The organism is Curtobacterium sp. Leaf154 (genome assembly GCF_001424595.1).
Classification (GTDB): Bacteria; Actinomycetota; Actinomycetes; order Actinomycetales; family Microbacteriaceae; genus Curtobacterium; species Curtobacterium poinsettiae.
This window is the reverse complement of record NZ_LMOS01000004.1, coordinates 563,382-578,308: the sequence shown is the minus strand read 5'-3', so window position 1 is coordinate 578,308 and position 14,927 is coordinate 563,382. Positions and strand designations below refer to the sequence as shown.

General features: G+C 71.0%; 12 protein-coding genes. 2 read left to right on the top strand and 10 right to left on the bottom strand.

Going from position 1 to position 14,927, the window contains the following annotated elements; genetic code table 11:
- Positions 1 to 10: 10 nt before the first annotated feature.
- Both ASF75_RS09250 and ASF75_RS09245 read right to left on the bottom strand, forming a co-directional pair.
- Positions 11 to 2,023, bottom strand: a complete 2,013-nt coding sequence (locus tag ASF75_RS09250; protein WP_056070712.1) for a helicase HerA-like domain-containing protein — start codon at positions 2,021 to 2,023, stop codon at positions 11 to 13.
- 39 nt (positions 2,024 to 2,062) lie between these two features.
- Positions 2,063 to 3,319 carry a multidrug effflux MFS transporter gene (locus ASF75_RS09245; RefSeq protein WP_017888673.1) on the bottom strand — a complete coding sequence of 419 codons (1,257 nt, stop codon included), beginning with the start codon at positions 3,317 to 3,319 and terminating at the stop codon, positions 2,063 to 2,065.
- A gap of 227 nt (positions 3,320 to 3,546) precedes the next feature.
- Here ASF75_RS09245 and ASF75_RS09240 point away from each other — a divergent pair, with 227 nt between their 5' ends.
- Positions 3,547 to 4,128, top strand: a complete 582-nt coding sequence (locus tag ASF75_RS09240) for a TetR/AcrR family transcriptional regulator (protein WP_152427349.1) — start codon at positions 3,547 to 3,549, stop codon at positions 4,126 to 4,128.
- A gap of 11 nt (positions 4,129 to 4,139) precedes the next feature.
- On the opposite strand, the gene ASF75_RS09235 is transcribed toward ASF75_RS09240, so the two are convergent.
- From ASF75_RS09235 to ASF75_RS09215, 5 genes are all read right to left on the bottom strand, one after another.
- Positions 4,140 to 4,712 (bottom strand): substrate-binding domain-containing protein, encoded by a 573-nt coding sequence (locus ASF75_RS09235; protein WP_042541130.1) that lies wholly within the window; start codon positions 4,710 to 4,712, stop codon positions 4,140 to 4,142.
- Between the two features lie 30 nt (positions 4,713 to 4,742).
- Positions 4,743 to 6,173, bottom strand: a complete 1,431-nt coding sequence (locus ASF75_RS09230) for an MFS transporter (RefSeq protein WP_056070710.1) — start codon at positions 6,171 to 6,173, stop codon at positions 4,743 to 4,745.
- Positions 6,174 to 6,345: 172 nt separating this feature from the next.
- Positions 6,346 to 7,491 (bottom strand): cystathionine gamma-synthase, encoded by a 1,146-nt coding sequence (locus ASF75_RS09225; RefSeq protein WP_056070707.1) that lies wholly within the window; start codon positions 7,489 to 7,491, stop codon positions 6,346 to 6,348.
- Between the two features lie 13 nt (positions 7,492 to 7,504).
- Positions 7,505 to 8,869 (bottom strand): cystathionine beta-synthase, encoded by a 1,365-nt coding sequence (locus ASF75_RS09220; RefSeq protein WP_056070705.1) that lies wholly within the window; start codon positions 8,867 to 8,869, stop codon positions 7,505 to 7,507.
- Between the two features lie 174 nt (positions 8,870 to 9,043).
- Positions 9,044 to 10,918 (bottom strand): ABC transporter ATP-binding protein, encoded by a 1,875-nt coding sequence (locus ASF75_RS09215; protein ID WP_056070697.1) that lies wholly within the window; start codon positions 10,916 to 10,918, stop codon positions 9,044 to 9,046.
- Between the two features lie 126 nt (positions 10,919 to 11,044).
- Here ASF75_RS09215 and ASF75_RS09210 point away from each other — a divergent pair, with 126 nt between their 5' ends.
- Entirely contained in the window at positions 11,045 to 12,469 is a 1,425-nt protein-coding gene (locus ASF75_RS09210) for an amino acid permease (RefSeq protein ID WP_056070694.1), read from the top strand.
- 208 nt (positions 12,470 to 12,677) lie between these two features.
- On the opposite strand, the gene ASF75_RS09205 is transcribed toward ASF75_RS09210, so the two are convergent.
- From ASF75_RS09205 to rplJ, 3 genes are all read right to left on the bottom strand, one after another.
- Positions 12,678 to 13,595: a type IV toxin-antitoxin system AbiEi family antitoxin domain-containing protein gene (locus ASF75_RS09205; RefSeq protein ID WP_056070692.1), complete on the bottom strand. Its 918-nt coding sequence runs from the start codon at positions 13,593 to 13,595 to the stop codon at positions 12,678 to 12,680.
- A 279-nt stretch (positions 13,596 to 13,874) separates the two neighbouring features.
- Positions 13,875 to 14,255 (bottom strand): 50S ribosomal protein L7/L12, encoded by a 381-nt coding sequence (rplL, locus tag ASF75_RS09200; RefSeq protein WP_017888664.1) that lies wholly within the window; start codon positions 14,253 to 14,255, stop codon positions 13,875 to 13,877.
- 51 nt (positions 14,256 to 14,306) lie between these two features.
- Positions 14,307 to 14,822, bottom strand: a complete 516-nt coding sequence (gene rplJ, locus ASF75_RS09195) for a 50S ribosomal protein L10 (protein WP_017888663.1) — start codon at positions 14,820 to 14,822, stop codon at positions 14,307 to 14,309.
- Positions 14,823 to 14,927: the final 105 nt, after the last annotated feature.

The following is a 14,927-nucleotide window of genomic DNA, read 5'->3' as shown; positions in this document are numbered from 1 at the left end:
ACGGCAACGGTCAGCGTCGCCGCCGCAGCGTCGAGAAGATCCCCCGGACCACTTCTTTCGCGATGGTCCCGCCGAGCCCTGCGCCGAGCAGATCGGTCAGCGGGTCGTCCGCGGAGCGCCGCGTCCCGGGCCGGGTCGTCCGACCGGAACCACCGGTCCGACCGGAACGCCGCGACTCCGACGCCCGCTCGGCACGCTCGAACTCCCGCTGTTGCCGTTCGAACTCCCGCTGGGCCTCGACCGCCGACGCGTCCGCGGCGGTGTCGGCAGCGGCGGCTTCGGCAGCAGCAGCGGCCTCGGCGGCCGCGGCCTCCATGCGACGCGCGAGCACCTCGTGGGCCGAGTCCGGGTCGACGCGGGTGCCGTAGGTCGCCAGGAGCGGTGAGGCCTGCACCCGGGCGGCCATCTCGTCGGCCGGCATCGGGTCCATCGACCCCTGCGGTGCGCGCAGCCGGGTCCACGCGACCGGGGTCGGAGCACCACGTTCGTTCATCACCGTGACGATCGCCTCACCGGTCGCGAGCGACGTGAGCACCTCCCCCAGGTCGTAGTCGCTCGTCGGGTACGTCGACACCGTCGCCCGGAGCGCCTTCGCGTCGTCCGGCGTGTGCGCGCGGAGCTGGTGCTGGATGCGCGATCCGAGCTGCGCGAGCACGTCGTTCGGCACGTCCTTCGGGGTCTGCGTCACGAAGAAGACCCCGACGCCCTTCGACCGGATGAGCCGAACGGTCCGCACGATCTGCTCGGTGAAGTCCTTCGACGCACCGCTGAACAACAGGTGCGCCTCGTCCAGGAAGAACACGAGCTTCGGCTTCTCCTGGTCGCCGACCTCGGGCAGCTCGTTGAACAGGTCGGCCAGCAACCACATCAGGAACGTCGAGAAGACCTCCGGCCGGTCCTGCACACCGGGCACCTCGAGCAGGCTGACGATCCCCCGCCCGTCCGCCGCCGTCCGCAGGAACACCTGTGTGTCGATCTCGGGCTCGCCGAAGAACTGGTCGGCACCCTGGTCGGCGAAGGTGACGAGCTCGCGCAGGATCACCCCGGCGGTCTGCTTCGACAGGCCCCCGAGCTCGGCGAGTTCCCCCTTGCCCTGGTTGCTCACCAGGAACGTCAGCACGCTCCGCAGGTCGTCGAGGTCCACCAGCGCGAGGCCCTGCTGCGCGGCGTAGTGGAACACCAGCCCGAGCGAGGACTCCTGCGTGTCGTTCAGCCCGAGCACCTTCGACAGCAGCAGCGGTCCGAAGCCCGACACGGTGGCACGGATCGGCACGCCGGTGCCCTGCCCGCCCAGCGAGAACAGTTCGGCCTGGCTCGCGACGCCCTGCCACTGCTGACCGATGCCCGCGGTGCGGTCGAGGAGCTTGTCGTTCGCCTGCCCCGCGACGGCCAGACCCGACAGGTCGCCCTTGACGTCGGCGGCGAACACGGGCACCCCGTTCGCCGCGATCTGCTCGGCGAGCACCTGGAGCGTCCGGGTCTTGCCGGTGCCGGTCGCCCCCGCCACCAGCCCGTGCCGGTTCAGCATCGCGAGCGGGATCCGGACCTGCACGTCGGGCACCGCTGCGCCGTTGACCAGGGCGCCGAGTTCGATCGCGCCGCCGTCGACGGCGTAGCCGTCGCGGATCGCGGCGACCGCGTCCGGTCCGAGCGGGCCGGCTTCGGCACGGACGGGAGGCACGGTGCCGGTCGCCGTCGTCGCCACCGGATCCGGGGCGGTCGCGTCGACCGCCCCGGCAGGGGCGGTCGCGTCGACCCGCGCGCCAGGGGTGGTGGGAACCGGTGCGACCGGAGCGGTGGGCTCCGCGTCGGGCGCGAGCCGCGCCTCCTGGCCGGTGGGTGGCGGGGACCCGACGACCGCGGGTTCCGCGTCGGCGGTCAGGCTCGCCTGTTCCTCCGCCGTCAGGGCGGCGGCGAGCTCCTCGGCGCGCAGCACCGCTTCGTCGGCGAGCCGACGTGCCTCGTCGGCAGCCTGCCTCGCTGCCTCGGCAGCCGCCCGTGCCCGCTCCGTCGCGTCGCTCATGGGCACAGCCTAGGGAGTCTGACCCGCGGCGGTTCGGGGTCAGTGCGTGAGCGCGGGGACCGTCCTGGGGCGGACCACGAACCAGAGCACGAGGATCGCGACGGCGGCGGTCGACGCCATCACGATCGCCATCGGGCTGGCCGTCGTGATGCCGAGCCAGCCGACCACCGGCGAGATGAGCCCGGCGACGCCGAAGTTCAGGGCGCCGAGTACCGAGGCGGCGGTCCCCGCCTCTTTCCCGTGGGCGGCGAGACCGATGACCTGGACGAGCGGGAACGAGAACCCGCACGCGGCGATGAAGAACCAGAGCGGCACGAGCACGCCGACCAGACCGGCACCGAGCTGGTCGAGGACGATGATCGCGAGCGACGCCAGCAGCAGGGTCGCGGTCGAGCACGCCAGGATCCACTGCGGACCGACACGCTGGGCGAGCCGCGACGAGATCTGCACACCGAGGACGACCCCGACCGAGTTGACCGCGAAGAGCAGTCCGTACTGTTGCGCGTCGAGACCGTAGACCTGCTGGAACAGGAACGGCGACGCGCTGAGGTACGAGAACAGGCCGCTGAACACCATCGCGCCGATGAGCGCGACGCCGACGAAGATCCGGTCGGAGAACAGCGCCTTGTAGCGCTGGCCGATGGTGGAGTGCCCGGCCTCGTGCCGGCGGGCCGGCGGCAGGGTCTCGACGATGAGCAGGACCGAGGCGATCACCACGGCGAGGCCGTAGCAGGCGAGGAAGACGAAGATGCCGCGCCAGCTGGTGAACTGCAGCATCTGCGAACCGATGAGCGGCGCGAGGATCGGCGCGAGGCCGTTCACCATCGCCAGCCGGGACAACATGCGCACCAGCGGCTTGCCGCCGAACAGGTCGCGCACCGTCGCCATCGCCACCACACCACCGGCCGCGGCACCCATGCCCTGCAGCACGCGGAACACCGCGAGCAGTTCGATGTCCGGTGCGGTCGCCGCACCGATCGAGGCGGCGATGTGCACCGTCGTCGCGATGATCAGCGGCAGGCGGCGGCCCACCTTGTCGCTCCACGGGCCGACCAGGAGCTGCCCGATGGCGAAGCCGAGCGTCGTCGCGGTGAGCGTCAGCTGGACCGCGCCGTCGGTGACGCCGAACTGGTCCTTGATCGCCGGGAACGCCGGCAGGTAGAGGTCGATCGTGAACGGACCGAGCGCCGTCAGGGCGCCCAGGACGAAGACGTAGACGAGCCGCTGCCTGCGGGAGAGCGAGTCTCCCGGGTGCAGGACGACCCGGAGCGAACCGGTGGTGGCGGGCGCGGTCACGAGACAGGAGTCCTTCGACGATGAGGGGGCGGAGGGTGATCGCGGGCCGATCGAATCGATTCGTCCGCGGAACCATCCTACGGTTGCCCGTGTGTGCTCGGCGCCGCCGGTGCCGGCCGCCCGCGTGAAGCGGCTCGTGCTGTCCCGCTGCCGCGCGCGGACCATGCGGTAGCGTCGGACTGCTCGGGGGCCTTCCGGGTGAAGCGGATCAGAAGGGGGTGGGCGTCATGGTGGATGCCCGGATCCTGCACACCACAGCAGCACTGCGCGAGGCGATCCTGCGTCTCGCCGCAGACCGACCGGTCTCGGAGATCACCGTCGCCGACGTCACACGTGCCGCAGGGATCAACCGCGCCACGTTCTACTCGCACGCGGTCTCCCCCGGGTCGTTGCTCGCCGACGTCCTGACGCCGGAGCTCGACCGCATCCGGCAGGAGGACGCCGACGACCGCCGGGCCGCCGCCGACCGCGGCGCCGGAGCCGACGAACTCGCGACCATCACCCGGCGCGGCATCAACGCCGTCGTCGAGCACGTGATGACGCACCGCGACATCTACGGCAAGGCCCTCCCCGACCCGAACGACGCCTCGCTGCACCGGCTGCTCGTCGAGCACTTCACGGTGTCGAGCGCCCTGCACATCCGCGAGCTCGACCCCGCCCGTCGGCCTGACCTGCTCGACGACGTCGCCGCGGGGTTCGTGGCGCAGGGGTTCGTCGGGGCGATCGAGGCCTGGCTCGCCGGGCCCCGACGGTCGCGGAAGGCGCTGGTGGAGACGATCACGCTGTCGTTCCCGGCGTGGTGGAGCTGAGCGGACTGCTCCTACTCGGCGTCGGCCGTCTCGCCGTCGGTGGGCTCGCTCTCCGGCTTCTCACCACGCTGCAGGGACTGCACGACCTGGACCGCCGCCGCCGCGGTGGCCGCGTCGTCGCCCTCTGACGGCACGCGGTAGTCGGCGGACACCCCGTCGCCACCGGTGCCGGTCGCGGGCAGCGGATCCCCGAGTGACACCACCACGACCCCGGCGTCGTGGGCGGTCTGGACCACGCCGGTCAGTGCAGAGGCCCGGGCGGGGTGCACGAGCAGAGCCTTGGCGCCCTTGCGGACGAGCTGGGCGACCGCGGTCCGCTGGGATGCAGCGGCACCCGATGCCGGAGCGACGCGGACGTCGGGCCGGAACCCGGCGTCGGCCAGGTCGGTGCGGAGCCGGTCGGCCAGGGCCGCGTCGTCGTGGACCAGGACGACACCGATCACTGCCTGCTGGTCGAAGCCCCCGTCGGAGCTCGTCAGGTCGGTGCTCTGCACCGGCGTGGGGGCAGCCGACGTCGTCCCCTGGCACCCGGCCAGGGTCAGGGCCGCCGCCAGGGCGACGGTCACGGCGACGATGCGCAGCACGGTGTCTCCTCTTCGGTCCGGTCTGCCACGCTACCCGGCGGCCGGGCCCTGCGACGACGACACGGCTCCGCCCGGGCCCGCCGAGGCCGTCGTCGCTGGTGCCGGCACGGGACCGAGCCTTCGGACGGCCGCGATCGCGACGCCAGCGAAGCCGATCATCGCCGCGAACACCAGCGGGAACGACACCGTCCCGTCGGCTCCGCCGGTCGCGGTGAAGAGCAGGCCGGTCACCGCGAGGCCGATCACGCTGCCCGCGGCGTCCGCGATCGTCAGGGCCGAGCTCGCGAACCCGTCGTCGCCCTCACCCGAGAAGCGCAGGGTCAGCATCGACGCGCGGGGGTAGATCGCCCCCATGCCCGCGCCGCCGACGAACCAGCCGGCGACCAGCACCCACCACGACAGGTCGAACGTGGCCACCGCGAGCGCTGCGACCAGGCTCACGAGCACGAGTGCGAGTCCGACCCCGAAGGTCCGACGAGCGGTGAGCCGCTGCTCCCCCAGGCGGCCGTGCGCCCAGCTCGACGCGGCCCAGCTGATCGCCGCCACCGTCAAGGCGAGTCCGGCAGCCGACGGTGACAGCCCGTGTTCGGCCTGCAGCAGGAACGGCACGTACGCCTCGCTCCCGAAGAAGGACGCGGCGACGAGCCCCCGCAGCAGCACGACCGACGGCAACCCGGCCGCGGCCCGGAACGTGCCGGTCGGCAGCAGCGGCCGCAAGGCGAACCAGGTGCCGACCAGCCCGACGACGACGGCCGCGACCATGCCCCACGGGGTCAGGTCGGGCGCGACGTTGAGCAGCAGGATCGACACGGCCGCGGCCACCGACCAGCTGATCCGGGCCCGCTGCCACGGTGGGCGGAGCGCCGCCGCCGGAGGGTGCAGCCGGCCGAGCGTCGGCACGAGCAGGACGAACGCGGCGAGCGCGATCACCAGGGCCCCGGCGAACACCCAGTGCCAGTTCCAGGTGTCGGTGACGATGCCGGCCAGGGCAGGGCCGATCAGTGCCGGTACCACCCAGGCGGCGGCGAACCCGGCGAACACCGGTCCGTGCAGCTCCGCGGGGAAGATCCGGGCGACCAGCACGTACAGCACCACGTCGATGGCCCCGGCGCCGAAGCCCTCGATGAGCCGCCCGGCCAGGAACACCTCCATGGTCGGCGCGAGCATCACCACGGCGGTCCCCACCGCGAAGAACACCGCCGACACCCAGGCCACGATCCGGCCGCCCGCGCGGTCGCTCCAGTTGCCGGCGAGCACCATGCCGGGCACCCCGGCGGCGAGCGGGGCGGCGAAGGCGAGCGCGTACAGGGTCTCGCCGTCCAGGTCGCGGCTGATCACCGGCATGATCGTCGTCATCGCCAGGTTCTGGAACGCCGCGACGCCGACGATCGCGACCATGCCGATCGTCGCCAGGGCGTACGGCCCGCTCAACAGGCTGGTCCGCGACGCCGTCGTGCTCACCCGATCATCGTAGGGGCGGCCGCCGACGACGCGTCAGCGTGTCCCGCGGGTGCGCGTCAGCGCGGCAGCAGGTCCCCCGTCAGCGCGGCAGCAGGCCCCGCGTCAGCGCGTCAGCGTCAGCGTCAGCGCGTCAGCGTCAGCGTCAGCGTCAGCGTCAGCGTCAGCGTCAGCGTCAGCGCGCCAGCGCCTGCTCCAGGTCTGCCACCAGGTCGCCGGCGTCCTCGATGCCCACCGACAGCCGCACGACGTTCTCCGGCACGGCCAGTTCGGTGCCCTTCACCGACGCGTGGGTCATCTCGCTCGGGTACCCGATGAGCGACTCCACACCGCCGAGCGACTCGGCCAGGGCGAACAGCTCCGTCGACTCCGCGAACCGCTTGGCGGCCTCGGCACCACCGGACAGGGCGACCGAGAGCATCCCGCCGAACCCGCGCATCTGACGGGCGGCGACGTCGTGCCCCGGGTGGTCGGGCAGGCCCGGGTAGTAGACGCGCTCGACACCCGGCGCGACGACGAGGGCCTCGGCGACGGCCTGCGCGTTCCGCGAGTGCCGCTCCATCCGCACGGCGAGCGTCTTGATGCCACGGGTGGTCAGGTAGGCGTCGAACGGCGACGAGATCGCACCGGCGCCGAACTGCAGGAACTGCACCTTCGCCGCGAGCTCCTCGTCCGCGAGCACGACGGCGCCGCCGACGACGTCGGAGTGTCCGCCGAGGTACTTCGTGGTCGAGTACACGACGACGTCGGCGCCGAGCGACAGCGGCTGCTGCAGGTACGGCGACGCGAAGGTGTTGTCGACGACCACCAGCGCGCCCGACTCGTGCCCGAGGGTCGCGAGCGCGGCGATGTCGGCGATCTTCATGAGCGGGTTCGTCGGCGTCTCGACCCAGAGCACGGTGGTGGCCGGTGCGCCCTGCAGCGCTGCCCGGACCTGGTCGAGGTCGCTCATGTCGACGACGACGAGTTCGACGCCCCACGGCACGTGCAGCCGGCTCACCAGGCGGTGGGTGCCGCCGTACACGTCGTTGCCCATCACGACGCGGCCACCGGGGACCAGCGCGGCGCGGAGCAGGGCGTCCTCGGCGGCGAGTCCGGACGCGAACGACGACGCCGCGACGCCACCGTCCAGATCGGCCAGGAGCACCTGCAGCGAGTCACGCGTCGGGTTGCCGGCGCGGGAGTACTCGTAGCCGTTGCGCATGCCACCGACGCCGTCCTGCACGTAGGTCGACGTCAGGTGGATCGGCGGGATGACGGCGCCGGTGGTCTCGTCGGGCTCCTGGCCGGCGTGGACGGCCCGGGTGCTGAACTCGGTCATGCTCGGTGGTTCCTTACTCGGAGAGGTAGGTGAGGAGGTCGTGCCGGGTCAGCACGGTGACGGGTTTGCCGTCCGCGACGACGAGGAACGCGTCGGCCGACTCGAGCGCACGGCGAGCCGCTGACACCGACTCGCCGACGCCGATGAGCGGCAGTGGGTCGCCGACGAAGTCCGACAGGGCGTCCGACATCTTCGCGGTACCGGTGAAGACCTGCTCGAGCAGTGCCTTCTCCTCGACGGCACCGACGACCTCGCCGATGACGACCGGCGGCTCCGCGTTGAGCACGGGCATCTGCGAGACGCCGTACGTGGTCATGATGTCGACGACGTCGCGCACGGTGTCCGTCGGGTGCGCGTGCACCAGGTCGGGCAGGCGGCCGTCCTTGCCGGCGATGAGCGAGCCGACGGTGCGCTCGTCGTCGGTCTCGGCGAACCCGTACGAGCGCATCCACCGGTCGTTGAAGATCTTGCCGAGGTACCCACGTCCGCCGTCCGGCAGCAGCACCACCACGACGTCGTCCTCGGTCAGGTCACGGGCCGCGCGGAGTGCCGCGACGACGGCCATGCCGCTCGACCCGCCGACGAGCAGTCCTTCTTCGCGCGCCAGACGACGGGTCATCGCGAAGGAGTCGCCGTCCGACACGGCGATGATCTCGTCCGGCACGCCGGCGTCGTAGGCGCTCGGCCAGAAGTCCTCGCCGACGCCCTCGACCAGGTACGGACGACCGGTGCCGCCGGAGTACACGGAGCCCTCGGGGTCGGCCCCGACGATGCGGACGCCGCCGCCGGACGCCTCCTTCAGGTACCGTCCGGTGCCCGAGATCGTGCCGCCGGTACCGACGCCCGCGACGAAGTGGGTGATCTGCCCCTCGGTGTCGCGCCAGATCTCCGGACCGGTGGTCTCGTAGTGGCTGCGGGGGCCGTTCGGGTTGGCGTACTGGTTCGGCTTGTAGGCGCCCGGGATCTCCTGCACGAGCCGGTCCGACACCGAGTAGTAGGACTCGGGGTCCTCGGGCGCGACCGCGGTCGGGGTGACGACGATCTCGGCGCCGTACGCCGTCAGGACGTTGCGCTTGTCCTCGCCGACCTTGTCGGGCAGCACGAACACGCACCGGTAGCCGCGCTGCTGTGCGACCAGGGCCAGGCCGACGCCGGTGTTGCCGGAGGTCGGTTCGACGATGGTGCCGCCGGGACGCAGGTCGCCGGAGGCCTCGGCCGCGTCGATGATCCGGGTGGCGATGCGGTCCTTCGACGACCCACCGGGGTTCAGGTACTCGACCTTCACAAGGATGGTCGCCCGCACCCCCTCGGTCACCCGGTTGAGCTTGACGAGCGGGGTGTCGCCGACCAGGTCGACGACGGAGTTCGCGTAACGCACGGCATGGAGTCTAGGACGCGGTCCCCGCGTCGCGCTGGGATGTGTCGTGCGCGGAAAACGCATCCTGATCGCCCCGCCGGTTGCCCCGCCCTGGTCGCGCTGCGCGGCGGACGGGAGGCCCGTGCGGACGCCTCCCCGGGCCTCCTGTCCGGCCCCCGGTCCGGACCGCCGCCGTCAGGGGCGGACGACGTCCGCCGTCGTGTTCTGCTGCCGGTGCAGCTGCGCGTACGTGCCGTCGAGGGCCAGGAGTTCGTCGTGTGTGCCCTGCTCGACGATCCGGCCGTGGTCGAGGACGAAGATGACGTCGGCGTCGCGGATCGTGGAGAGCCGGTGCGCGATCGAGATGGTGGTCCGACCGGCCGCCGCGGTGTCGAGGGCCGTCTGCACGACGTGTTCGGAGATGGAGTCGAGCGCACTGGTGGCCTCGTCGAGGACGAGCACCGGCGGGTCCTTGAGCATGACCCGGGCGATGGCGATGCGCTGCTTCTCGCCACCGGACAGCCGGTAGCCGCGCTCCCCCACGACGGTGTCGTAGCCGTCCGGGAACGACGCGATCGTGTCGTGGATGTTCGCCGCGCGGGCCGCTCGCTCGAGCTCGTCGTCGGTGGCGTCGGGCTTGGCGTACCGCAGGTTCTCGCCGATCGTGGCGTGGAACAGGTACGTCTCCTGGCTGACGATGCCGACGTGCCGCATGAGGTCCTCGTGCACCAGGTCGCGGACGTCCTGGCCGGCGAACCGCACGGACCCCTCGGTGGCCTCGTACAGCCGGGGCACCAGGTAGGACACCGTCGTCTTGCCGGCGCCGGAGGGCCCGACGAAGGCGGCGAACTGCCCGGGGTGGAGCTCGAACGACACCCCGCGCAGGGTCGGCTTGTCGGCTTCACCGTCGGGGTAGGTGAAGACGACGTCCTCGAAGGCGACGTGGCCGACCTTCGACTCGTCCACGGGCTGCGCGGTCGGCGAGTCCGTGATGGCCGGCTCGAGGTCGAAGTACTCGAAGATGCGGGCGAAGAGCGCACCGGAGGTCTGCAGGTCGAGGACCACGCGCAACAGCCCGACCGTCGGGAACAGCAGGCGGGACTGCACCGTCGTGAACGCGACGATCGTGCCGGCCGTGATCGGGACGTCGCCGAGGATCAGGTACGCGGCGACGACGTAGATGATCGCCGGGATGATCGACAGGAAGATCTGCACGATGGCGAAGAACCACTGCCCCGACATCTGCTGCCGAACCTGCAGGGTGATCTGGTTGCGGTTCTCGTCCCCGTAGCGGCGGGTCTCGCTGGCCTGCTGGTTGAAGCTCTTCGCGAGCAGGATGCCGGAGACGCTCAGGGCCTCTTGCGTGATGGCCGTCATGTCGGACAGCGATTCCTGCGTCTGCCCGGCGATCCGCGCCCGCACCTGCCCGACCCGCCGCTGCGCGATGACGAGCAGCGGGAGCAAGACCACCGCGACAAGCGTCATCTGCCAGCTCAGCAGCAGCATCGCGACCACGGCGGCGATCACGGTCACGGTGTTGCCGAGCACCGACGAGATCGTGTTGTTCAGCACGCTCGCCACACCGCCGACGTCGTTCTGCAGGCGCGACTGGATGACGCCGGTCTTGGTGCGGGTGAAGAACGCGAGTTCCATCCGCTGCAGGTGCGCGAACAGGCGCATCCGCATCGCACCCATGACCTTGTTGCCGACGGTCGCGGTCAGGTACGTCTGCCACACGCCGACCCCGGCGCTCGCGATCCAGAGCAGGACCATGGCGGACACGAGCTCGACCAGCACCGGGACGTCGGGGCGGCCGGACGGCGGGAACAGCCCGCGGTCGAACGCCTGCTGGGTGAGCAGCGGTGGCACGACCGAGATGGCCGCGCCGACCAGCACGAGGACGATCGTGAGCCCGATCGCCCGGCGGTGCGGCTCGAAGAGCGCGGCGATGCGACGGACCAGGTGCGGGATCTTCGGCGCCTCGGCGTTGGCGGCCTTCTGCGCGCGGAAGTCACCGCTCGAGATGCGTCCGCTCCCGCGCGGACCACCACCCCGCCCGCTGTGTCCCATGCTCATGGAGCCACCGTAGCCCCGCGCTCGGACATCGACCGTCCTCTCCACAGCACCGCAGTATTTGACCCCGTTCAGGGGGCGTGCGAGCATGTGCCGTCCCCGTCCCCGCACCACCGAGGTCCCATGTCGTCCGCGCCGTCACGTCCCACGTCCCTGGGGGCGCAGCTCGCCCGCCGCAAGCCGATCGAGCAGCTGCAGGCCGAAGCCTCCCGCGGGGTGAACGGTGAACCGCTCCGTCGGTCGCTCGGGGTCTGGCAGCTGACGATGATCAGCGTCGGGGCCACGCTCGGCACCGGCATCCTGGTCGTCCTCGGTACCGCGGTCCCGCTCGCCGGTCCCGCGGTCTGGATCTCGTTCGTCGTCGCGGGGATCGCCGCGCTGCTCTCGGCGCTGTCGTACGCCGAGATGGCCGGTGCCGTCCCGACCTCGGGGTCCAGCTACTCGTACACCTACGCCACGATGGGCGAGGGCATCGCCTGGATCTGCGGCTGGTGCCTGGTGCTCGAGTACGCCGTCTCGGTGGCCGCGGTCGCCGTGGGTGCCAGCGAGTACGTCGACGAGACCCTCCGCGTGTTCGGGCTGCACCTGCCCACCGCGCTCGCCGCTCCCCCGGTCGACGGCGGCGTGGTCAACCTGCCCGCCGCGGTCCTGGTCCTGCTCGCCACCGTCGTGCTGCTGCCAGGAGCCCGCGAGAGCGCCTGGGTGAACACGGTAATGGTGGTCGTGAAGATCGCCCTGCTGGTCTTCTTCGTCGTCGTGGCGTTCACGGCGTTCCGGGCGCAGAACTTCGAGCCGCTCGCACCGATGGGCGCCGCCGGGGTCACCGCAGCGGCGTCACGGCTGTTCTTCTCGTACATCGGCTTCGACGCGGCCTCGACCGCAGGTGAAGAGGCGAAGAACCCCCGCCGTGACCTGCCACGGGCGATCATCGGCTCCATCGCGCTCATCACGGCGCTGTACATCCTGGTCGCGATCGCCGCCATCGGGGCCCGCTCGTGGACGGCGTTCTCGTCGTCCGAGGCGTCGCTCGTCCGCATCGTGGTCGACGTCACGGGGCAGCCGCTCGTCGCCCTCGTGTTCTCGATCGGGGCGGTCGTCGCCATCGCCAGTGTCGTGCTCACCGTCCTGTACGGCCAGACCCGCATCCTGCTCACGATGTCCCGCGACGGCCTGGTTCCGAAGGTCTTCGGCCGGGTCTCCCGCCGCACCGGCACCCCGATCGCGAACACGCTGATCATCGGCATCGCCGTGACGATCGTCGCCGCGCTCGTGCCCCTCGGGGAGCTCGCCGACGCCACGAGCATCGGGACCCTGGTCGCCTTCGCCCTGGTGAACGTCTCCGTCATCGTGCTCCGTCGCTCGCAGCCCGACCTGGAGCGCTCGTACCGGGTGCCGCTGTTCCCCGTCGTCCCGATCCTCGGCGCCCTGAGCTGCGTGCTGCTCGCGGTGTTCCTCGGCGCCACCACCTGGATCGCGTTCGGCATCTGGATGGTCGCCGGCGCCCTGCTCTACCTGGCCTACGGCCGCCGCCACAGCACGCTGCGCTGACGCGCCCCCTGCCCCGCCCCGCGGCCGCGCCTCCGCGCCGCCGCCCCGACCCGCCCAGCGCCGCCCAGCCGCCAAAGCGACAGGGTGCCGCCAACTGTTCGCAGACATCTGTCGCTCTGCCAGGAGGCCCGGCTGGACGCCGGTAAGAAGCGTCGCTTTGGCAACACGATCGGTCTCACCTCCGCCGTGCAACCGACGACCGCAGCGGTCAGCGGCACGGCACGCCGTGCTGTCGGAACAGCGAACGGAGCCGTTCCGGTGCCACGACGTGCTCCCAGTAGACACGAACGAAGCCGTTCACCTCCGATTGACCCCGGACACGGTCTTCGCGCTGCTTCTCGCTCCACACCGCTTCAGCGCCGGTCCGCCCTCCGAGCATCCCGGGGTCCTCGTACTTCTGCCGACCGTCGAACTCCACGACGATGCCCTGGCGTGGCAGCCAGAAGTCCACGCGGTCGACACGGCCGTCCGGCGAGCGGAACTCGTGCTGAGGCTCCCAGTCTGGACAGTGCAACTCGGCAGCGCGGACGGCCAGGTACGACTCCCCGACCGACTCGTGGCGCGCATCACAGATCGCCAGGGCCTGCTCGACCCGCACCGCACCCCACGGACCTCCGGCGGCGCACATGTGCTCGAGTTCCCCGCGTCCGACACCGCTCCGTAATGCGTGGTCCAACCCGACGACTGCGTCGGCGAGGGTGCCCCGCCGAGCGTTCTCGACGGTGGTCTGCGCCAGAGACGTGAACGGGACACCGTGGAACAGCTTCCCCGATCGTTCGGGCACACCGGCGTGGACGGTCAGGCTCACCCGGTGCTGGTCGTGCTCGATCCCGGCGTCGACGGCCTGGACACGATCGGGCCACGGATCGAGTCGTGGCAGACCGAGCACCGCGGCAGCCGAGTCGAGAGCGAACACCGCGTCGGTCCGGAGCAACGGGATGACGGCCCGCATCCGGACGAGGTGTCGCGAGCGACCGTCCAGAGCTTCCCACGGTGCGCGTTCGACGTAGACGCCATGCCGGACGCGCACGAGCTCATGGGCCCGCTGCCGTCGCTGGAGGTGGCGGGCGCCAGCCCGGTCGAGGTCGTTCGTGCGGAGGATCTTGACGGCGTTGGCGGGGTGCATGACAGCACACTGTCGCTCGGAACGACCGGTCTCAGGAGCCTGCGCCAATCTGTGGACAACCGCCGCGCCTCCCGGCGGTCAACAGTGTCCTGGCAAAGCGACAGATCTCAGCAGTCCCCGACCGATTGTGCTGCCATCACGACAGAATCCTGCGAACAGTTGGCGCCACTCTGTCGCTATCGCGGAGCACCCCCGCAAGCCGCACACAGCCCCCACCCCGCACACGACGAAGGCCGCCACCCCGAGGGGCAGCGGCCTTCGTGACCGGAACGGTCGAGACTACGCGAGCTCGATCGTGGCGCCAGCGGCCTCGAGGGTCGCCTTCGCCTTGTCGGCGGTCTCCTTGTTCGCACCCTCGAGGATCTTGGCGTCGGCGGTCTCGACGAGCGCCTTGGCCTCACCGAGGCCGAGCGACGTCAGGCCACGGACCTCCTTGATGACCTGGATCTTCTTGTCACCAGCGGACTTGAGGATGACGTCGAACTCGGTCTTCTCCTCAGCGGCCTCGGCCGGGGCAGCGGCGGCCGGAGCGGCAGCAGCGGCCGGGGCAGCAGCGGTGACCTCGAAGACCTCTTCGAACTTCTTCACGAAGTCCGAGAGCTCGATGAGCGTGAGCTCCTTGAAGGCCTCGATGAGCTCGTCCTGCGAAAGCTTCGCCATGATTTTCTCCTACTACTAGCTAGTACGTGTGGTTGATGAACGCGAGCCTGATCAGGCCGCGGACTCCTGCTTCTCGCGAAGGGCGTCCACGGTGCGGACGGCCTGCGAGAGGGGTGCCTGGAACAGGTACGCAGCACCGAACAGCGAGGCCTTGAGTGCGCCGGCGAGCTTGCCGAGCAGCACTTCACGGGACTCGAGGTCGGCGAGCTTGTCCACCTCGGTCGCGGTGAGCGGGTTACCGTCGAAGTAACCGCCCTTCACCACGAGCTCGGGGTTCGCCTTGGCGAATGCACGCAGCGACTTCGCGACGGCGACGGTGTCACCGTGGACGAAGGCGAGAGCGGACGGACCGGCGAGTTCGTCGTCGAACGACGAGATGCCGGCGTTGTTCGCCGCGATCTTGGTCAGCGTGTTCTTCACCACGGCGTACGTGGCGTGCTCACGGATCGAGTTGCGGAGCTCCTTGAGCTGCGCGACCGTGAGACCGCGGTACTCGGTGAGCAGAACGGCGTTCGAGCTACGGAAGGACTCCGTGAGCTCGGCGACCGCAGCTTCCTTGTTCGCCATGGTTCTCCTTGGGGGTCTTGCCGGCAGCCCCAGGTCCACGAACGAAAAAAGCTCCGGCGCAGAGGCTCGGAGCTGCTCTCACCAGATGGTGGGAGTGGTTCGGAA

Coding starts and splice junctions, on each gene's coding strand:
- ASF75_RS09250 (WP_056070712.1), bottom strand. CDS start 2,023: ATGAGCGACGCGACGGAGCGGGCACGGGCGGCTGCCGAGGCAGCGAGG.
- ASF75_RS09240 (WP_152427349.1), top strand. CDS start 3,547: ATGGTGGATGCCCGGATCCTGCACACCACAGCAGCACTGCGCGAGGCG.
- ASF75_RS09225 (WP_056070707.1), bottom strand. CDS start 7,491: ATGACCGAGTTCAGCACCCGGGCCGTCCACGCCGGCCAGGAGCCCGAC.
- ASF75_RS09215 (WP_056070697.1), bottom strand. CDS start 10,918: ATGGGACACAGCGGGCGGGGTGGTGGTCCGCGCGGGAGCGGACGCATC.
- ASF75_RS09210 (WP_056070694.1), top strand. CDS start 11,045: ATGTCGTCCGCGCCGTCACGTCCCACGTCCCTGGGGGCGCAGCTCGCC.
- ASF75_RS09205 (WP_056070692.1), bottom strand. CDS start 13,595: ATGCACCCCGCCAACGCCGTCAAGATCCTCCGCACGAACGACCTCGAC.
- rplL (WP_017888664.1), bottom strand. CDS start 14,255: ATGGCGAAGCTTTCGCAGGACGAGCTCATCGAGGCCTTCAAGGAGCTC.
- rplJ (WP_017888663.1), bottom strand. CDS start 14,822: ATGGCGAACAAGGAAGCTGCGGTCGCCGAGCTCACGGAGTCCTTCCGT.